Origin of the sequence: Vreelandella piezotolerans (genome assembly GCF_012427705.1) — a bacterium.
GTDB lineage: Bacteria > Pseudomonadota > Gammaproteobacteria > Pseudomonadales > Halomonadaceae > Vreelandella > Vreelandella piezotolerans.
Genome location: NZ_CP048602.1, coordinates 1,454,336 through 1,472,475 on the forward strand (window position 1 = coordinate 1,454,336; position 18,140 = coordinate 1,472,475).

Sequence of the window (18,140 nt, forward strand, 5' to 3'; positions counted from 1 at the left end):
CATCGATGCCCCATAGCGTGATTGAGAAGCCCATGGCGGGCAGCACTGCGGCGTATGACGTTGAGGCACTGCGTGGCGACTTTCCGATTTTAAATCGTGAAGTGCACGGTAAACCACTCGTCTATTTGGATAACGCGGCGACCAGCCAAACGCCACAACAGGTGATCGAGGTGTTTAGCGACTACTATTCGCGCTATAACGCCAACATTCACCGAGGGCTGCACACGCTGGCCGATGAAGCGACAGCCGCTTTTGAAACCACACGTCATCGTGTCAAAGCGTTTCTCAATGCTGAAGATGCTCGCCAAATCATTTTCACGCGGGGTACTACCGAGGCCATCAATCTCGTCGCGCAGAGCTGGGGGCGCAGCTCACTCGGCGCGGGTGACGAGGTATTGATCTCGATGCTGGAGCACCACTCTAACATCGTGCCTTGGCAGCTGTTGGCAGCCGAGCGAGGGGTCACCATCAAGGTGATTCCGGTCGATGCTCGCGGTTCGCTCGATATGCAGGCGTACCGTGAGCTGTTGAACGAGCGCACCAAGCTAGTGGCCGTGAATCATGTCTCCAATGCACTGGGCACGATCAACCCGGTGAAAGAGATGGCGGCATTGGCGCATCAGCACGGCGCATTGATCCTGGTCGATGGCGCCCAGGCCACGCCGCATCAGCAGGTCGATGTTCAGGAGATAGACGCCGATTTCTACGCTTTCTCAGGTCATAAAGTATACGGCCCCACGGGCGTAGGCGTGCTTTACGGCAAGCAGGCGCTACTAGAGGCCATGCCGCCTTGGCAGGGTGGTGGTGAGATGATTAGCACCGTCTCTTTCGATGTTGGCACTACCTTTGCCGATATTCCTCATAAATTCGAAGCGGGCACGCCCGCCATTGCCGAGGTCGTGGCACTAGGGCGCGCCTTGGAGTGGATGGAAGGCGTCGGTGTCGACGCGATTAGTGCTTGGGAAACGGTATTGCTGGACCATGCGACTCAGGCCGTCAACCAGATCGACGGCCTGCGTATCCTGGGAACCGCGCCCCATAAAGCGGGTGTTCTCTCCTTTGTGGTCGAGGGTGCGCATGCCCAGGACATTGGCCTGCTTATCGACCAGTTAGGCGTCGCGATTCGCACTGGACACCACTGTGCTCAGCCGCTGCTTCACCATTTTGGTGTCGAGGCAACCTGTCGTGCCTCGTTTGCGGCGTATAATACGCTCGACGAAGTGGATATCTTCGTGGCAGCGCTCAACCGCGTGATTGGGATGGTACGTTAAGGACTGCTATGGATATCGAGCAAGTGGCCAGCCTCGAACGAGGCCAACAACTACCGCTGCAACGAGATGTCGACGCTATCGCCATTCCGTTTGGCAAAACGGAGACGCTGGCGGAAGATAGTGTCGTCAGCGTCATGCAAGCCAAAGGCAGCTCGGTCAGTGTCGGGTTCGAAGGGCGTTTATACTTGATCGAAGGACGTCATTTGGACGCGCTGGGGCTAGAGCCGCTCCCACGGCCGACGCTCCCTGAGAGCGCTAGCGATGAAGAGATCGAGCAGTTCGTGTGGGATCAGTTGCGCACCTGTTTCGATCCCGAAATACCGGTCAACATCGTTGATCTAGGGTTGGTATATGGCTGCCGAATCGAGCGCTTGATCAGCGGCGAGCGTATGGTGACTATCCGTATGACGTTGACCGCGCCAGGGTGTGGAATGGGGGACGTGATTGCCGCCGATGCGCGCAACAAAATCCTGGGAGCGCCGCAAATCAACAAGGTGCATACCGAGATCGTCTTCAGCCCGCCCTGGAGTCGTGACATGATGAGCGACGAAGCCAAGCTAGAGCTCGGCATGTTCTAACCCCTGTTGGGGAGCTGGATGCACAGCCTGTTATTACGTTGGATGAAGCGTTTGCTAATGTCGCTAGGAGCCTTGTTGCTGCTGGCGACATTGCTGTTTATAGCCGGTAATTTGTGGGTGCTCGCGAGCACCACACGCTATATCGACGGCCACTGGGCGCAGTGTCGTCCGACCGATGTGGCGATTGTGTTTGGCACCTCTCACTGGACGCGCAGTGGTCTGCGCAACCCTCACTTTCATGCCCGCATGCGAACCTCAGCGCGCCTTGTGGCTGACCAACGTGTGAAGCATCTGCTGATCTCCGGGGACAATCGCACCCAGGCGTATAACGAGCCGCGCGCAATGTGGCGAGACCTGTATCGCCGAGGGGTGTCCGCGGAGCAGCTGACGATGGATTTCGCTGGCTTTAGCACCTACGACACGATGGTGCGTGCGCGAGATGTGTTTCAGTTGGATGAGGCGCTATTGGTCACTCAGAGCTGGCATTTGCCTCGGGCCATCTTTATTGGTCGAGCGCTAGGCATGGACGTGACGGGCTGCATCGCAGAGGAGCAACCCGCAGCAGACGAGTGGCGGCTGAGGATGCGCGAGTGGGTCGCACGCATTGCCACGTTGGGAGACCTATACCTCTGGGGGAGGGAGCCTTACTTTCTTGGTCCCGCTGAGCCGATCGATCTACAGCCGGAGAGTAGTAGTGCGACTGAAAGCAGCAAACCGGCACTCGAAACGACCGTTAATAGCGATGCTGCTCTACTGTTATTGCAGACGCAGGAGGATGAAAGGGGGATAGAGCCGAGTGCCGAGGAGTACTTAACCCCTAATGCCCGATACTAGCGCCGGGCTTTGCGTTTTTGCAGGCTATACAGCTCCCGGATAAGCTTTCGGCAACCCTGCATGCACTCGTCCACGACCGGCTCGATGGGATCGGGCAGAGGGTGAGTGAATAGCGTTGAAAGGGCCTGCATGAGTACACGCTCTTGTTCCAACAGCTCATTGATCAATACTTGGCTATCGTTGCCCACGAAACTCTTCAAACGGCTCCACAGCCACAGAAAATCGTCCCGCTCGACATCCGCATCCCGTGGCAGCATTTTCAGGTGAGCACGGGCAAGCTCCTGCAACGTGCGCATTTGTTGGAGTCGCTCAGTATAGTGCGGCTTCAGTGCATCGCGCAGCGAGGGGCGCAGGCGTTCGATATTGTCCTGGAAATAATCAATGCTATCGGCCAGCGCTTCCAGCACGCTGTCCATCGCCACTTGGCGATTGTCGAGAAACATGAGCGTCTACCTCCTTCGGTGACGCAGATTGTGGGGGTGGCAGCGTTGATTTGCCACCCCTAATGGGGATTATTTTTGCAATTGACCGTTAGCCTTTAGGCTTGGGTGGTGCTTTGCGAGCAGGCACTGCATTCTTTTCGATATGCTCGATGATCATGCCGGCAATATCCTTGCCGGTGGCGCTCTCGATGCCCTGTAGTCCGGGAGACGAGTTGACTTCCATGATCACCGGGCCGTGGTTCGAGCGAAGCAAATCCACGCCCGCGACGCGCAGTCCCATCGCCTTGGCTGCACGAATTGCGGTGGAACGCTCTTCGGGGGTAATGCGAATCACGCTAGCGGTGCCGCCGCGGTGTAGGTTAGAGCGGAATTCGCCCTCTGCCGCTTGTCGCTTCATCGAAGCGACGACCTTATCACCAATGACGAAACAGCGAATATCGGCGCCGCGTGCTTCCTTGATGTACTCCTGCACCATGATATTGGCTTTCATGCCCATGAAGGCTTGAATTACGGACTCTGCGGCTTGGTTGGTTTCTGCCAATACCACACCAATGCCTTGAGTGCCTTCCAGTAGCTTGATGACCAGGGGGGCACCCTTCACCATGGTGATCAGGTCGGGAATGTCGTCAGGGGAGTGAGCAAAACCAGTAATGGGTAGGCCCAAGCCTTTACGGGAGAGCAGCTGCAGCGAACGCAGCTTGTCACGGGAGCGAGTAATCGCGACCGAGTCGTTGAGGACGTAAGTGCCCATCATTTCGAACTGACGTAGCACCGCACAGCCGTAAAAAGTCACCGACGCGCCAATACGAGGGATGACCGCATCGAACGGCTCGATTTCCGCGCCTTTATAGTGAATAGAAGGGTGGTGCGAGGCGATGCTCATATAGCAGCGCAGGGTATCCACAACCCGGGCAGTGTGGCCGCGCTGTTCGGCGGCTTCCACCAGTCGGCGGGTAGAGTAGAGGTTGCGATTACGCGAAAGCAGGGCAATATGCATGCAAGGCTCCGGGTTGAAAAAGTTGCCGTTTAAAAGTGTTCAAGGCTCGCCGTGCAAAAAAGCGGCACCGGGGGCGACGAGCAGGCGACGCATGGCACGCCTGCCCAGCAACATCGCGTGGCGCATATTGCTACGGTCGGTCAGGGTGAGTTCAACCGGAAAGTTCAGTTCGCCCAGTTGCATAGGGGTTCTAATCACATAGCGCCACTCGCTATGGCCGTTTGAGCTGGTGACGCGTCGACGGTCGTGTAGGTGTAAACGGTAGCGGTGTGCTGGGGTTTCTGGTCCGCCGCTATGGGTCAAAAAACTCACCCATAGCTGCCCGTCGGCATCTTCGTGGGTTTCGATCTCTTCAGCGTGCAGTGCCGACGTGCGCGCACCGGTATCGGCTTTGCAGCAGAGGTGAAGCCCTAACTCAGGTAACGTCACCATTTCGCGGCGGCCGATGACCGCTTTGGCCTGATAGGGTAATTCCTTCACAGTGCACTCCTGACGATATAAGAAAAACAAGACATAGTGATGACGTTTGTTGTTAGCCGTTATGCGAAGACTGCATGGCCGATAAACGCGCCTGGATAGCGGAACCCGCAGGCGCGTCACGTAGGGTAAGCATAACGGGTAAGCGTAGACGAGGAATCAACGCAATGTCGCGTACCACGGAGGCAAAGTGGCTGCGCTCGTCTTCCGCCAAGCGCTGTAGGAACCGGGGAAGGCGTTCGGCGTCTTCTAGCCATGGCCAGCCGCGTCCGGCTATGGCGGCCATCAAATCTGGGCCGCAGGCTGCCGGGTCGTTTAGCAGGTGGCTGTACCATTCGCCTGCTAGAGCTGCACGGGAGCTGCCAACGGACCGCACGCAGGCGCACAGCGTTTCTAAATCTCCCTCGCTGGCTGCCACCTCGCCACGCGCGCACAGAGCTTCGACGAGCGCATCCGGCAAGGGTTGGTGCTCCAAGCAGTAGCAGAGGGAGTGGATCACACTTGTCGGCAGGCCGGGAATGCGGCCGGCGAGCGCCTCTGCGGTCTCGTTATCCAAGCGAACGACGTAATCGGCAATGCCTTGTAGCCCCAAAGCTTGCCAGTCGATCGTCTGTTGGCCGCTCAAATACGCTTCCACAGCCTCTAGGTGCTGGCTGGCAGATAGGCCATGGGCATGGGTAGCCCGGGCATTGAGCATGGCCTGAAAAGTAATGTCCGGCGTAAACGCCAGTGGATTATCTTTCATCAGATGATCGACGTCTGCCGTGTCGGCGGCGCCCAGGTCGGTGGCGGCGGCATTGCGCCCAAGCGTTTCCAACAGACGGTTGATGAAACCGTCACGCTGGGCAGGCGAGAGCATGCCTTGCTCGTCCAGTGGCAGTGCCAAGAACCAAATGGCAGGCTCTTCCATGGCTCCCAAACGGAAGACGATGGCGAGCCGTGCCTGACCCTGCCAAGGCTCGGGCCATGCGTGCTCGGCGTTCTCGAAAGCGCGCAATACGTCTCGTGGACACGCCGTGACCCGGCGCCCCATATGGTAAAGCGATACCTCCGCACCGCTGCGCGTAAAAAACTCATCAAGGGTGTGAATTGGCTGCATGACATCCTTCCGCTTTTCAAGCCTGCACTCTACCTTGCTGGTTTGCCACTGTCAGCCGCAACCGCTGATTAATCCGCGCTTTATTATCTAGGTGGTTAAAAATTGAACAACGTTGTGTAAGCCGCGTGAGAGTAGCGGTGGCGACACCTTTCCATAGTTTATCCACAGCCTCTTGCAGGTTTTCTGTGAATCTGTGAATAACGACTTCGATAGAGGCGTACGAGTGGCAACTTACCCACAGAGTTGGGATAATGGATGTCAACATTGTTCAACCCCAAGGTGTTTATGAGCGTCCATCAACAGCTTCAAACCGCGCTTCTCGAGCTTGAAGCCGCCATGAAGGCCGCGAATTTATGGCGCACCCCTACGCCCGAGGCGTCGGCGTTTGCCAGCCAGCAGCCTTTCTGTATCGATACCATGTCGTTGCCTCAATGGGTGCGTTATGTGTTCATTGCGCGACTGAACGCGTTAATCGATGCCAAAGCCGCCATGCCTGCCAAGTGCGACGTTGCCCCGGCGGTGGCGGCTTACATGATGCAGGAGAAGCTCAGGGCCAGTGACCAAGTGCTCGTCGTCAAAGCAGTGGAGCGTGTCGACCAAATCGTCACCGAGAATTAAGAGCGTGTCTCATCAACGAAAATGCCCAAGGCGCTCGCCCTGGGCATTTTTTTGTGGAGACTGCGTCGCTTCAGAAACGATAGCTCAATCCTGCCATGACGACCATGGGGTCAATGGCAACGGTGCCTGCAGCGGCACCATTGACGGTGGCATCGGTATCGATGTCCAAGTACCAGGCGGCAGCATTCAATGCCCAATGTTCGTCGATCAGCAGGTCGACACCAACTTGGGCGGCAGCGCCCCAGGAGTCGTCGAGATCGAGTTCGCCAATCGCTAGCTGCTCATCGGAGAAGCGTGTGTAATTGATGCCTGCGCCAACGTAGGGTTGTACGCGAGCGTCGCTTCCGCCCAACGGATAGTACTGCAAGGTTAAGGTCGGCGGCAGGTGCTTGGTAGAGGCGAGGTTCTCGCCGTTGAGTTGGATGTCGTGCTCAAAGGGGAGTGCGGCCAGCAGCTCGACGCCCAGCTTATCGTGGAAGCGGTAGCCCAAGGTGAACGCGAAGTCGGTTTTATCCTGAACATCCACTGCGAAGGCACCGCCTGCCAGCGAGCCGTTGTCGCTCTTGGGGGCTACTTTAGCGACCCCTACACGGGTGAAAAAGTCGCCGGCACCGTAGGCAATGGCTTGGCTGCTGATGGCCAAGGTGGCAGCGGCAAACCCAGTGGCGAGTAAGGTGGGAAGTGATAAAAGGCGCATGGCGTCGCTCCTGACCGTTCATTTTAGGGAAGTGAGTTGCTTAGCAATCATGCGGACAGTGTATCGAGTCAGGGCGAAGGCGTTCTTGACCTGGAGCAATCGCGGTGCTCTTGTGGCTCGAAACTTTCGACACAAAGTACCGCGCACAAAAAAGCTCAGCGGGTTGCCCCGCTGAGCTTATTGCATCCTATCTTGGGTTACACTTCTTGACGGTCGATATGCTTGTACTCACCGGCGTCTGCCGTCACGCTGCTGACGACCAGAATGGCGATGAACGAGGCGATGAAGCCTGGAATGATTTCATACACGCCGGGACCACCCATGAAGGAGCCGTTCCAGCCCAGTGCAATCCATACCATGACGGTGACTGCGCCGACGATCATACCGGCTACCGCGCCCGCACCGTTAGTACGTGGCCACATCAGTGACAAGATGATCAGCGGGCCAAAGGCTGCACCAAAGCCCGCCCAGGCGTTACTGACCAGACCCAGCACTTGGGAGTTTTCGTCAGAGGCAATAAAGGCTGCCACAATACCGACCAGCACGACGCAGACCCGCCCCACTGCCACACACTGCTGCTCAGTGGCATTTTTGTGCAGGAAGAGACGATAGAAATCCTCGGTCAGCGAGGAAGAGGAGACGAGCAGCTGACTAGAGATGGTGCTCATGATGGCCGCCAGCAGCGCCGCATACAGGAAGCCGGTGATCAACGGATGGAACAGCAGGTTGGCTAGAATAATGAAGATGGTTTCTGGGTCTTGTACGTCCAGCCCATTACGAACGGCAAACGCACGACCTGCCAAGCCCAGAGAAACGGCTCCAATGAGCGATACCAGCATCCATCCCATGCCAATGTTGCGCGCAATGGGCACATCCTTTTGTGAGCGGATGGCCATGAAGCGCACGATGATATGCGGCTGACCAAAATAGCCAAGGCCCCAAGTAACCGCTGACAGCCAGCCGATAAAGGTCAAGCCGGTCGTCCAAGAGAGCAGGGTGGGGTCAACGCTATTCAGCGTTTCGGAGGCCTGGGAGAAACCGCCGCCGCCTTCGCCGAACAGTACTACGGCTGGCATGATGATCAGCGCCAACATCATGATGCAGCCCTGCACGAAGTCGGTCATGCTCACCGCCAAAAAGCCGCCCACGACGGTATAGATCAATACCACGCCCAGGGTGATGACCACGCCCATGGCGTAATTGCTCATGTCACCGAAGTTATAAACCCCCGTGAATGCGCTTTCGAACAGCTTGCCGCCAGCGACGAGGCCCGACGCCGTGTAAACGGCGAAGAAAATCACGATGACGATGGCCGATACCGTGCGCAGTGACAGCGCCCGGGTCGGGAAGCGATTGGCCAAAAAGGCCGGGATGGTGATGGCGTTACCGTAGTGAATGGTCTGCTCACGCAGGCGCGGCGCCACCAGCAGCCAGTTAAAGAACGCCCCGACCAGCAGGCCGATCCCGATCCAGGCGGAACCGAGGCCCGATACGAACATGGCGCCGGGCAACCCCAACAGCAGCCAGCCGCTCATGTCCGAAGCGCCCGCGGAAAGTGCGGCGACCTGTGGGCTAAGAGTTCGCCCCCCCAACATATAGTCTTCAGAAGAAGACGTGGATTTGCGCATTGCGTACACGCCAATGGCGATCATCAGCGCAAAGTAACCAAATAAGCTAATCCAGACACCTGTAGCCATGAAACTTCTCCAATTTGTGAGGACGACGCTACGATAAGTACAAAAGCGACTGCGGGTGCTGACCCTTTTGTACACGGCGAGCGTCGACAGGGGCTGCGTTGGCCAGGCCATGGCGGCCATCAGCAGCCTTGTTGTTGTTAATCCTGAGTCGCTCTTCTACTGCCAAGCGTCGCGCATTCGCTCGTCGAAGCATGAGAGAGTTGATGGGTACGTGCGTATCTCGTGTTCCCCGTGCCCGGCGGGAGGCCCGTGAAGGCCCCCCGCGTCAAGGCAGTTGCTCTATTATTGTCAACCATGAGACGGTTCCTTTTCAGGAGTTCAGGTTAGTTGTATGGACGAGCCGTTACTCATCCCCTAGCGCCAGAAGTGACGCGTTGCCACCTAGGGCGGCGGTGTTGTTAGTAATCGTTTTTTCGGTCACGAAGCGCTGCAAATAGTGCGGTCCGCCCGCTTTCGGGCCAGTGCCGGATAGCCCCTGTCCACCGAACGGTTGAACGCCCACGACAGCCCCGATGATATTACGGTTGATATACACATTGCCTACTCGAATTTTCTGCGCTATTTCAGCGGCAAAGGATTCATTACGGCTATGTACCCCAAACGTCAGGCCATATCCACGGCCGTTGATGTCGTTGATGACCTTGTCCAACTCGCGTGCTTTGTAGCGCACGATATGTAGGATGGGGCCAAACTGCTCGCGGGTAAGGGCATCGATGCTATCGATGGTAAAAGCCACTGGCGGCACGAACGTACCGTGCTGGGTGTGTTCAGCGGCCATAGGCGTTTCGGCGACTAAGCGGTTTTCGCCTTTGAGCTTTTCGATGTGCGCCATTAAGCCTTTACGCGCGTCTTCATCGATGACGGGGCCGACATCGGTGCCCAGGTCGCGGGGGTCGCCGATCCGCAGTTCGCTCATCGCACCCTTAAGAATTTCGATGACGCGATCAGCGACGTCTTCCTGAAGGTAGAGCACTCGCAGGGCCGAGCAGCGCTGACCGGCACTCTGGAACGCCGATTGAATCACATCCACGACGACCTGCTCCGGCAGGGCCGTCGAGTCGACGATCATCGCGTTCATACCGCCGGTTTCGGCGATCAGCGTGGGTAGCGGCGCATTTTCGCGGGCGGCCAATGCGCGGTTGATGATTTGCGCCGTGTCGGTGCCGCCGGTGAAGACCACGCCGGTAATGCGCGGGTCAGACGTCAATACGCTGCCCACGGTCGGGCCGTCGCCCGGCAATAGCTGCACCACGTCGCGGGGCATACCGGCTTCGTACAACAGCTCGATGACGCGGTGGGCAACGATCGAGGTTTGCTCGGCGGGTTTTGCCAGCACCGTGTTGCCTGCAACGGCGGCGGCAACGATTTGTCCGCAGAAGATCGCCACCGGGAAGTTCCAGGGGCTGATGGCTGCAAACACGCCTTTACCACCCATGGTCAACCGGTTGGACTCACCGGTCGGGCCAGGCAGTTCGATCGGCTCGCCAAACGACGCCTCGGCACGCATGGCATAGTAGCGGCAGAAATCGACCGCTTCCTTGATTTCATCGACGCCATCGGTGAGCAGCTTGCCGCCCTCGCGGGAGCAGAGCGTCATCAGCTCCGCCATGTGCTCTTCCATCAGATCGCCCAGCCGACGCACAATCGCCGCGCGCTCGGCGACGGGCGTCGCGTCCCAGCGTGGAAAGGCTTCCCAGGCGGCATCGAGGGCTTTCGCCGCTTGCTCTTTACTGGTCCACTGCACGCTACCGACGGTTTGGCGACGATCGAATGGCGACGTTACGCGATGCGTGTTGGCGCTGTCATCGGCCACATCGAAGGCTAGCAGCGGCTTGGTGGGGTACTGCTTGTCCATGAACCCGCCCATCTTCTCCATCAGCGGGTAGTAGTGGCTACGGATATTGAGATTGACCCCGCGTGAGTTGCGACGTTTGGGTCCATAGATGTCTTTCGGCAGCGGAATACGCTTGTTATAGAACGTTTTCTGTTGACGCAGGGTGTCAATGGGGTGCTGGCACAGCGACTCTACCGGCACGTCGGGATCGACGATCTGGTGAACGAACGATGAGTTGGCGCCGTTTTCCAGCAGGCGACGAACCAAGTAAGGCAGCAGGTCTTTATGAGCCCCGACCGGCGCGTAGATACGACAGTAGGTGCCTTTGGGCGCACGCTCCAGGGCCGCATCATAAAGCGCTTCGCCCATACCGTGCAGACGCTGGAATTCGAACGGGCGCTTGTCGTGGTTCGCGAGTTCCAAAATGGTGGTGACGGTGTGGGCGTTATGCGTCGCGAACTGCGGGAAGATGCGGCCACGGGTGTCGTCAGAGAGCAAGAACTGCGCACAGGCCAAATACGCTACGTCGGTACACGCCTTGCGGGTGTAAACCGGGTAACCATCGATACCCAACTGCTGCGACTCTTTGATCTCGCTGTCCCAGTACGCCCCTTTGACCAAACGCAGCGGAATTTCATCGCCCTGTTCGTCGGCCAAGCGGTTGATGTAGTGCAGCACCGGTAGCGCGCGCTTCGAGTACGCCTGTACCACTAGGCCAAAGTGACCCCAGCCTTTGACGGCGTCGCTTTGATAAATCGCACGGAACACTTCCAGTGAGAGTTCCAGCCGATCGACTTCTTCGGCATCAATGGTAACGGCCACGTCTAGCGCGCGTGCTTTGGTGACCAGCTGGATGACGGTATCCACCAACTCGGCCAGCACTTGCTCTCGGCGGCCGAATTCATAGCGCGGGTGAAGAGCGGAAAGCTTGATGGAGACCGAGGGGGCAGGCGTCTTGTCGCCCAGGGACTTACACGCTTTACCGACTTGCTCGATGGCACGGGCGTAATCGTCGAAATAGCGCTTGGCGTCGGCGCGGGTGCGGGCAGCTTCGCCCAGCATGTCGTAAGAGTAGGTGTAACCTTTATTGAACAGCGGCTTAGAGCGCTTTAGCGCTTCATTAATGTCGCGGCCCAATACGAATTGTTTACCCATGATTTTCATAGCTTCGGTCATTGCCCGACGAATGACCGGCTCACCCATGCGGTTCACCATGCGATTGATGAAATGGGCGGGCTGGCCCTCTTTAGGATGATCCAGCTTCAATACCCGGCCGGTCATCAGCAGGCCCCAAGTCGAGGCGTTGACCATCCACGACTCGCTCTTGCCGACGTGGGACTGCCAATCGGCTGGCCCCAATTTATCTTCGATGAGTGCATCGGCGGTAGCTTTGTCCGGAATGCGCAACATCGCCTCGGCGAGACACATCAGCATGAGCCCTTCGTGGGTATCCAGGCTGTACTGTTGCAACAGCTCGTCGATGGTATCGACAGCGGTGTCCATGTTGCGAACGTCGCGTACCAGCGCTGCCGTGTTGGCTTCAATGCGCGCGAAATCGTCCTGATCGGCGTTGAGTAGCTTGATCAGCTCGCCCACGTAAGCATCTTCGTCGACGATGTAGTGTTCGCTGACACGCTGCATGAGCGTATCGAGGTCGGTTTGCCAGGTGGCAGAGTCACGCATTTTCTTAGCATTGAGCATTGGAGCCCCCGTAAGACAGGTCTGAAACGAGCAACTTTAACGATAGCTGGGTTGGCTACCGTTAAAAAAGTGATGGCAGGGCTGGTGCCCAGTCTGACGATCGAATTTAGAGCTAGCCGCCGTTAGGTGTATGTCGTTTTCATGGCAAAACGTGTCAATTTCTCGGCAAGCAGTACCTGTTTACGACTTTAGTAGAGTTGGCAGGCACTGGCGAGGGCTCAGTTCAACGGCGTCGTGTTCGTTTAACCGAATGCCTATCGGCGCGAAGAGAATATGCCCGGACTTACCGATGGACCGGAGGGTGGAAGAGCCGTTGAGTGGTTCGTTGAGCTGTGGACGGTATCGAGCGCCGGATTCGCGAAGCCTTGCCGTAACTGGCGTGGTGAAGCGCCATAGCTGCGCCGAAACGCGTGGGAGAGGGCGCTTTGATTGGCAAACCCCGTTTGGATGGCAATATCGGTCAACGGCAGGCGGCTCTGCATAATGAGCTGGCGCGCCGCGTGTAGCCGTTGCCTGCGAACATACTGCCAAGGCGATAGACCCGTTTGGGCGCGAAAACGCTCGGAGAAATGCGCTTCGCTCAGGCAGGCAAGCTTGGCTAGATCTGCCACGCGCAGCTCGTCAGCCAAATGACGACGGATAAAACGATCGATTTGATCGAGGTTGATCCGGCGCTGGTTCGTTGCGCCCGACGCACCCAATCGCGCTTTTAGCGAGCCCAGCAGCGTGGCGGCTAGACGGTCTTGTTGAAACGAGGTCGCCGAGTTGTCAAATCCTCGGGCCAGCTCGCTCTCCACAAAGGTTAGATAGTGGCGCAGTGGGCTATCCAGCGCGAAAAAACGCGGCGCATCGAAAAGCGCCACCAGCTCGCGATGTTCGCCGGTAAGGGCGGGCGCGTCCTCGGGCAGGTCCAAAATCAGTTGGCGATTGTGGCCATTGCCCGAATAGTAGTGTTCATGGTTGGCAGGTACTATGCAGCCGGAAAACGCATTCACACGCCCACCCAAGCCCTCGATCTCAAACTCCGACGAGCCACACAGTGTAATGACGATCTGATGAAAGTCGTGGGAGTGATGCTTCGTCGCCGTTTCCAGAGGTATTTGTCGGATGGTGCTCGGCATACGGTTCTCCTCGTCGCTACAGCGTGGTTAGCGCTGACGAAGCGCTGTATGTGCCGCCAAATGGTCGCGCAGTGCTTTCAGCTCTGCATAACCCTCTTGGTTGAGCAGCGGTTTGCCTTGAGCAATCTGCCAGCGCCTGCCATGGGTATCCATCAAATGGGACGCGCGGCGACGAATATTGTCGAGATACTCATCGTGGCGAATGGGGTAACCGATCAATGCATTCCACTCGGTCTCACTCACGCTGCTTTCCAACGCCTTGTCAAAGAGGGTAATCAGGTCTTTTGGCTCAGTGCGGTAGCGGGGGGTTCCGGCGTTCATCAGCACCAACAGCACGGCGCCTATGACCAGTACACACACGCCCAACACTAGTAAATAAAGTGCCATCTCACGCTCCCGGCCGCATCAGAATGGACGTCACTCGTGGCGCCCGCATCAGAGTCATTGCCCAGTATACGCCTGCGCCCGCCGAGACGAAAATTTTAACCTTTTGCGAACTTTTTCCCTGAGCAGTGTCTGAGTGTGTACAGGCAACATAGCGATGGCAGTCGCTAATCGTGTTGTTCTGGCTATTGTTTTCGATCCCTTGCTTCCGCTGCTTATCCCAAGCAGCGGTTTTTTTTGTAGGTACGTTGGGCTGACTCTAACGCTTTGGTGTTGTCGCACTCAATGACGACGAATCGTGAGTAAGGCCATGAGAACGTCGCGACGTGTGACGATCCCTACCAAGCGATGCTGCTCGACGACGGGGTAAATCTTCGGTTTGGCGCCGAGCATCTCTTGCGCGAGGTCGGTCACGCTTTTGTTGGGGGTGGTGGTCAGCACGTCTTGACGCATCAGCTCTCTCACCAGAGGGGCTTCGTGGTCATGGTAAATGCTGTCGAGTACGCGGCCCAAGACATCTTGTTCGGAGATGAAGCCGATCAAACGGTCCGACATATCGACGACCGGTGCCCCCGGCAGGCGATGTAACGCAAGCCCTTGGGCAAGCGTCGTGATGGATGTCTCTCCTGAGACGCGGTAGCAGTCACGAGACATGATGTCTCTAACGGTATCCGGAATTTTTTTGTTCATGAGAGCACTCCTCATCGTGATCGACAGGCCGCGGCCGATTCTCTTACTGTAGGTGATTTAACTCACTCTGCGCTGCCCCCATACTGTCTCTATTCAACGCTTTGCTTTTTCAAATCAGCCTCGAATGCTGTGAGGAGTCGTGATGGACGCTCGTGAATACCTGAATCGCAAAGGCGTGGGCTTGGACCGAGATCCTGACAAGCCCAATACGCTGGAAGAGAAAGCCTGGGAGCGTGCCCGAGGTTCGGGTCAGCAGCGCCCCAAATCAGGCACTCCGCATGATTGGGAGGATTGGGAGCGTTTCCATGACGATCTTGCCGAAGGTGCCGACACCCTAGAGCAAAAGATAGACAAAGAGGCACATCGTAAGGCGCTCGCTCGTGAGAAAGCGGCCTCTGAGCAGGCCAATGCTGCCGTCGAGCACTTTACGCCTCCGCCAATGGTCGAAAAGGCCACCGCCAGCTCGCAGCCAGCCCCTGCTGTCCATAGCCGAGCAACGCCTGACGAGCCGGCAGCGCTCGAGTGGGCCTATAGAGCACTGGCCGTACTGCTACCACCCTTGGCCCTCGGGCTGACCGACGGAGGTGCGCGGCGCGTGATCATTAGTGTGCTACTGACGTTGGCGGGTTGGATACCAGGCGTCATCTACGCGTTGGTCTGGTTGAGTAAACGATAAATCCGCTTTGCGCTCTTGGTGCATTGGCAGGAGAGGTGAATGACGTATAATTGTCGTCAACTATCTTCTTCTTTGGGGTTTACTGATGGGCTACCTAGTAGGCGTTACGGCGTTGTGGGCGTTTTCGTTCTCGTTGATTGGGGTCTACCTCGCTGGTCAGGTAGATAGCTACTTTGCCGTGCTGGTGCGCGTGACGTTGGCCATGCTGGTATTTCTGCCTTTTTTACGACCAAGCCTGCTGCGCGGTAAGCAGCGGCTGGCGTTGATGGCACTGGGCGCGATTCAGCTCGGTGTGATGTATGCCTTCTTTTATCACTCGTTTTTACTGCTCTCCGTGCCAGAAGTGCTCTTGTTCACTATTTTTACGCCGGTTTACATCGCGCTGCTGGACGATTTGATGTTCAAGCGCTTTACACCCATCTATCTCGTCACCGCCGTGCTCGCGGTGATCGGGGCTGGGGTCATTCGCTACGATGGCGTTGATAGCGGTTTCTGGTTAGGTTTTTTGGTCGTGCAGGGCGCGAACCTATGTTTTGCCATTGGCCAAGTCGGCTACCGTCGTCTTGCAGCCGATCTTCCGCCGACATTGGCGTGGCACAACGTGTTTGGCTGGTTCTTCATTGGCGCCATGCTGGTGGCGTTGCCTGCGTTTTTGCTGTTCGGCAACGGTGCGGCGCTACCCTCGACGTCACTTCAGTGGGGCGTTCTGGCGTGGCTGGGCCTCGTCGCGTCGGGGGTGGGATATTTCGCTTGGAACCAGGGTGCCACTAAGGTGGATGCGGGTACGCTGGCCATCATGAACAACGCGCTTGTGCCTGCAGGTCTGGTCGTCAATCTCGTCATCTGGAACCGCGATGCCGATCTTGGCAAGTTACTGCTGGGGGCTGCCATCATGGGCGCTTCGCTATGGCTGAACCACTGGTGGCTGCAGCGCCGCCAGTGGGCGGCGAGCTAAGCTAAATCGCTGATTTTTCCCGGCGCCGTGCAAGCCGCCATCGCGCCGGGTAATTTGCTCGTGACTGTCTTCCTCTCCATAATGTGGGCTGATGCTAGCGAGAGTTGCCCATGTCCACCACCCCATCGCAAGGCTCCCCCTCTGGTAGCCCTCGTCATCCAGCGACGCCGTTCAAGACGATTGGATTGATTGGCCGTCTCGGCAGCGACAAAGTCGTTGACTCCCTTCAACGCTTGGTCCGCTACTTGACCGAGCATGACTATAAAGTACTCATCGAAGACCGTACCGCTACGGCGCTGTCCCATCACGGCGTACCTGAAGCGAGCCGTCGAATGCTGGGGGAATTATGTGACCTGGTGATCGTCGTGGGTGGGGATGGTAGCCTTCTCGGTGCCGCACGAACCCTATGCCGCAGCGGGACGCTGATCCTGGGGGTCAATCGTGGGCGGTTGGGTTTTCTCACCGACATCTCACCGGATGAGCTCGAAAACCGGGTCGGCGAGGTATTGGCAGGCGCATTCGAAGTCGAAGAGCGTTTTTTGCTGGATGCAGTGCTCTACCGCAACGGAGTAGCGGTAGGCAACGGTGACGCCTTGAACGAGGTCGTCGTACACCCTGGCAAAGCGGTGCGCATGATCGAGTTCGAGCTGTTCATCGATGGACAGTTCGTTTATAGCCAGCGTAGCGATGGGCTAATTGTCGCCACGCCGACCGGCTCAACTGCTTATGCACTGTCAGGCGGCGGGCCTATCATGCACCCAAAATTGGATGTGGTGACGCTGGTGCCCATGTTTCCACATACCCTCTCCAGTCGTCCCATCGTGATCGATGCGGCCAGCGAAATACGTATTCACATCGGCGAAACCAACCAGACCTACCCGCATATTAGCTGCGATGGCCAAACACGTGCGGTGGCCAAACCTGACGATGTGCTGGTCATTACCCGTAAGCCAGAGCGCGTTCAGTTAGTGCACCCTATTGGGCACAATTTTTACGATGTGCTGCGCAGTAAACTCGGCTGGAGCCATCGGCTAGGGGATTGATATGGAGGGCTATGATTTAATCGGCGATGTCCATGGCTGCGGCGCAACGCTAGCAGCGCTGCTCGAGAGGTTGGGGTATCACCAGCGTAGCGGTGTCTACCGCCATCCTCGGCGCAAAGTGATCTTTTTAGGCGATCTCATCGATCGCGGACCGCGCATCCGGCTCGCCGTCACGATTGCACGACGCATGGTAGAGGCGGGCGAGGCGCACATCGTGATGGGCAATCACGAGTACAACGCGTTGGCCTATACCCACCCAGCGCCTGCCGGGAGCGGCAAGCGTTGGCTTCGCGAGCATACGCCACGCCACAACCGCATCATTCAAGATACGCTGAATCAGTACCGTGATCACACCAACGAGTGGGAGGATACGCTGGCGTGGTTCAAAACCATTCCGCTCTTTTTAGAATTGGATGGAATCCGTGTCGTGCACGCCTGCTGGGACGACGCGCTGATCCATGAGCTCAAGCAGCGCGCGCCTACAGCGCGTATGGATAGCCAGTTTTTGGTGGAGTCCACTGACCCGTCCTCTCAGGCATATCGCATCCTTGATCGACTCACCCGCGGTCCCCATATACGGTTACCGAAAGGGGTGGCGATCCATTCAGGCGATGGCTTTACCCGGCAAACTTTTCGAGCGCATTTTTGGTCAGCCAATCCACAGCAGTGGGGCGATGTGGTGTTTCAGCCTGATAACCTTCCCGGTGATTTAGAGACGCAGCCACTCAGCGAAAGCGAACGACAGCGGCTTAGTTATTACGGCCCCGATCAGCCGCCGCTCTTCATCGGTCATTACTGGTGTGAGGGTATTCCTGCACTGCCTGCTTCCAATATCGCTTGTTTGGATTATAGCGCCGTCAAGTTTGGCCGGTTAGTGGCGTATCGTTGGAGCGGTGAAACGCAGTTGAATGCTGACCATTTCGTTTGGATTCAAGTGCCTAGAGAGGAGCGGGCGCTGCCCAAGCCTTGGGAAATCGATTTTGATTGAGTATCAAGCAGAATGGTTACATAAGGTTACATAATTT

Annotated in this window: 18 protein-coding genes; 8 read left to right on the forward strand and 10 right to left on the reverse strand. The window is 57.3% G+C overall.

Annotated elements, in window-relative coordinates:
* The first annotated feature begins 5 nt into the window (after window positions 1-5).
* The 3 genes from GYM47_RS06690 to GYM47_RS06700 are packed head-to-tail and all read left to right on the forward strand — an operon-like array spanning window position 6 to window position 2,683.
* Window positions 6-1,271 carry a cysteine desulfurase gene (locus tag GYM47_RS06690; RefSeq protein ID WP_153843936.1) on the forward strand — a complete coding sequence of 422 codons (1,266 nt, stop codon included), beginning with the start codon at window positions 6-8 and terminating at the stop codon, window positions 1,269-1,271.
* 8 nt (window positions 1,272-1,279) lie between these two features.
* Window positions 1,280-1,849, forward strand: coding sequence for a putative Fe-S cluster assembly protein SufT (sufT, locus tag GYM47_RS06695; RefSeq protein WP_139528444.1), 570 nt, complete (start codon window positions 1,280-1,282; stop codon window positions 1,847-1,849).
* Window positions 1,850-1,867: 18 nt separating this feature from the next.
* A complete protein-coding gene (locus GYM47_RS06700; RefSeq protein WP_153843937.1) occupies window positions 1,868-2,683 on the forward strand; it encodes a SanA/YdcF family protein in 816 nt (271 codons plus the stop codon).
* On the opposite strand, the gene GYM47_RS06705 is transcribed toward GYM47_RS06700, so the two are convergent.
* The 4 genes from GYM47_RS06705 to GYM47_RS06720 form a co-directional block, all read right to left on the reverse strand.
* The gene (locus GYM47_RS06705; protein ID WP_139528446.1) at window positions 2,680-3,126 is read right to left on the reverse strand and encodes a hypothetical protein; all 447 of its coding nucleotides are present in this window, start codon (window positions 3,124-3,126) and stop codon (window positions 2,680-2,682) included. The two genes, GYM47_RS06700 and GYM47_RS06705, sit on opposite strands and share 4 nt — an antisense overlap.
* Window positions 3,127-3,214: 88 nt before the next feature.
* Window positions 3,215-4,123 (reverse strand): 30S ribosomal protein S6--L-glutamate ligase, encoded by a 909-nt coding sequence (gene rimK, locus GYM47_RS06710; protein ID WP_139528447.1) that lies wholly within the window; start codon window positions 4,121-4,123, stop codon window positions 3,215-3,217.
* Between the two features lie 39 nt (window positions 4,124-4,162).
* Entirely contained in the window at window positions 4,163-4,603 is a 441-nt protein-coding gene (locus tag GYM47_RS06715; RefSeq protein ID WP_153843938.1) for an ATP-dependent zinc protease family protein, read from the reverse strand.
* 52 nt (window positions 4,604-4,655) lie between these two features.
* Entirely contained in the window at window positions 4,656-5,699 is a 1,044-nt protein-coding gene (locus GYM47_RS06720) for a DUF3549 family protein (RefSeq protein ID WP_153843939.1), read from the reverse strand.
* Between the two features lie 285 nt (window positions 5,700-5,984).
* Between GYM47_RS06720 and GYM47_RS06725 the strand changes: the two genes are divergently transcribed.
* Window positions 5,985-6,317 (forward strand): YqcC family protein, encoded by a 333-nt coding sequence (locus GYM47_RS06725; RefSeq protein ID WP_153843965.1) that lies wholly within the window; start codon window positions 5,985-5,987, stop codon window positions 6,315-6,317.
* A gap of 70 nt (window positions 6,318-6,387) precedes the next feature.
* Here GYM47_RS06725 and GYM47_RS06730 read toward each other — a convergent pair whose 3' ends face one another.
* The 6 genes from GYM47_RS06730 to GYM47_RS06755 all read right to left on the reverse strand — a co-directional run bounded on the left by GYM47_RS06730 (window position 6,388) and on the right by GYM47_RS06755 (window position 14,441).
* Window positions 6,388-7,014, reverse strand: coding sequence for an OmpW/AlkL family protein (locus GYM47_RS06730; RefSeq protein WP_153843940.1), 627 nt, complete (start codon window positions 7,012-7,014; stop codon window positions 6,388-6,390).
* Window positions 7,015-7,211: 197 nt separating this feature from the next.
* Window positions 7,212-8,711 (reverse strand): sodium/proline symporter PutP, encoded by a 1,500-nt coding sequence (gene putP, locus GYM47_RS06735; RefSeq protein WP_153843941.1) that lies wholly within the window; start codon window positions 8,709-8,711, stop codon window positions 7,212-7,214.
* Between the two features lie 343 nt (window positions 8,712-9,054).
* A complete protein-coding gene (gene putA / locus GYM47_RS06740; protein ID WP_139528452.1) occupies window positions 9,055-12,246 on the reverse strand; it encodes a bifunctional proline dehydrogenase/L-glutamate gamma-semialdehyde dehydrogenase PutA in 3,192 nt (1,063 codons plus the stop codon).
* A gap of 254 nt (window positions 12,247-12,500) precedes the next feature.
* Complete coding sequence (locus tag GYM47_RS06745) at window positions 12,501-13,367, reverse strand: AraC family transcriptional regulator (protein ID WP_153843942.1); 867 nt, start codon at window positions 13,365-13,367, stop codon at window positions 12,501-12,503.
* Between the two features lie 27 nt (window positions 13,368-13,394).
* Window positions 13,395-13,754 carry a hypothetical protein gene (locus GYM47_RS06750; protein WP_139528454.1) on the reverse strand — a complete coding sequence of 120 codons (360 nt, stop codon included), beginning with the start codon at window positions 13,752-13,754 and terminating at the stop codon, window positions 13,395-13,397.
* 279 nt (window positions 13,755-14,033) lie between these two features.
* Entirely contained in the window at window positions 14,034-14,441 is a 408-nt protein-coding gene (locus GYM47_RS06755; protein ID WP_153843943.1) for a CBS domain-containing protein, read from the reverse strand.
* 142 nt (window positions 14,442-14,583) lie between these two features.
* Between GYM47_RS06755 and GYM47_RS06760 the strand changes: the two genes are divergently transcribed.
* From GYM47_RS06760 to GYM47_RS06775, 4 genes are all read left to right on the forward strand, one after another.
* Complete coding sequence (locus GYM47_RS06760) at window positions 14,584-15,117, forward strand: YqaE/Pmp3 family membrane protein (RefSeq protein WP_153843944.1); 534 nt, start codon at window positions 14,584-14,586, stop codon at window positions 15,115-15,117.
* Between the two features lie 85 nt (window positions 15,118-15,202).
* A complete protein-coding gene (locus GYM47_RS06765; protein ID WP_139528457.1) occupies window positions 15,203-16,072 on the forward strand; it encodes a carboxylate/amino acid/amine transporter in 870 nt (289 codons plus the stop codon).
* A gap of 110 nt (window positions 16,073-16,182) precedes the next feature.
* Window positions 16,183-17,115: an NAD(+) kinase gene (locus tag GYM47_RS06770; RefSeq protein WP_139528458.1), complete on the forward strand. Its 933-nt coding sequence runs from the start codon at window positions 16,183-16,185 to the stop codon at window positions 17,113-17,115.
* 1 nt (window position 17,116) lies between these two features.
* Window positions 17,117-18,103 (forward strand): metallophosphoesterase, encoded by a 987-nt coding sequence (locus GYM47_RS06775; protein WP_153843945.1) that lies wholly within the window; start codon window positions 17,117-17,119, stop codon window positions 18,101-18,103.
* Window positions 18,104-18,140: the final 37 nt, after the last annotated feature.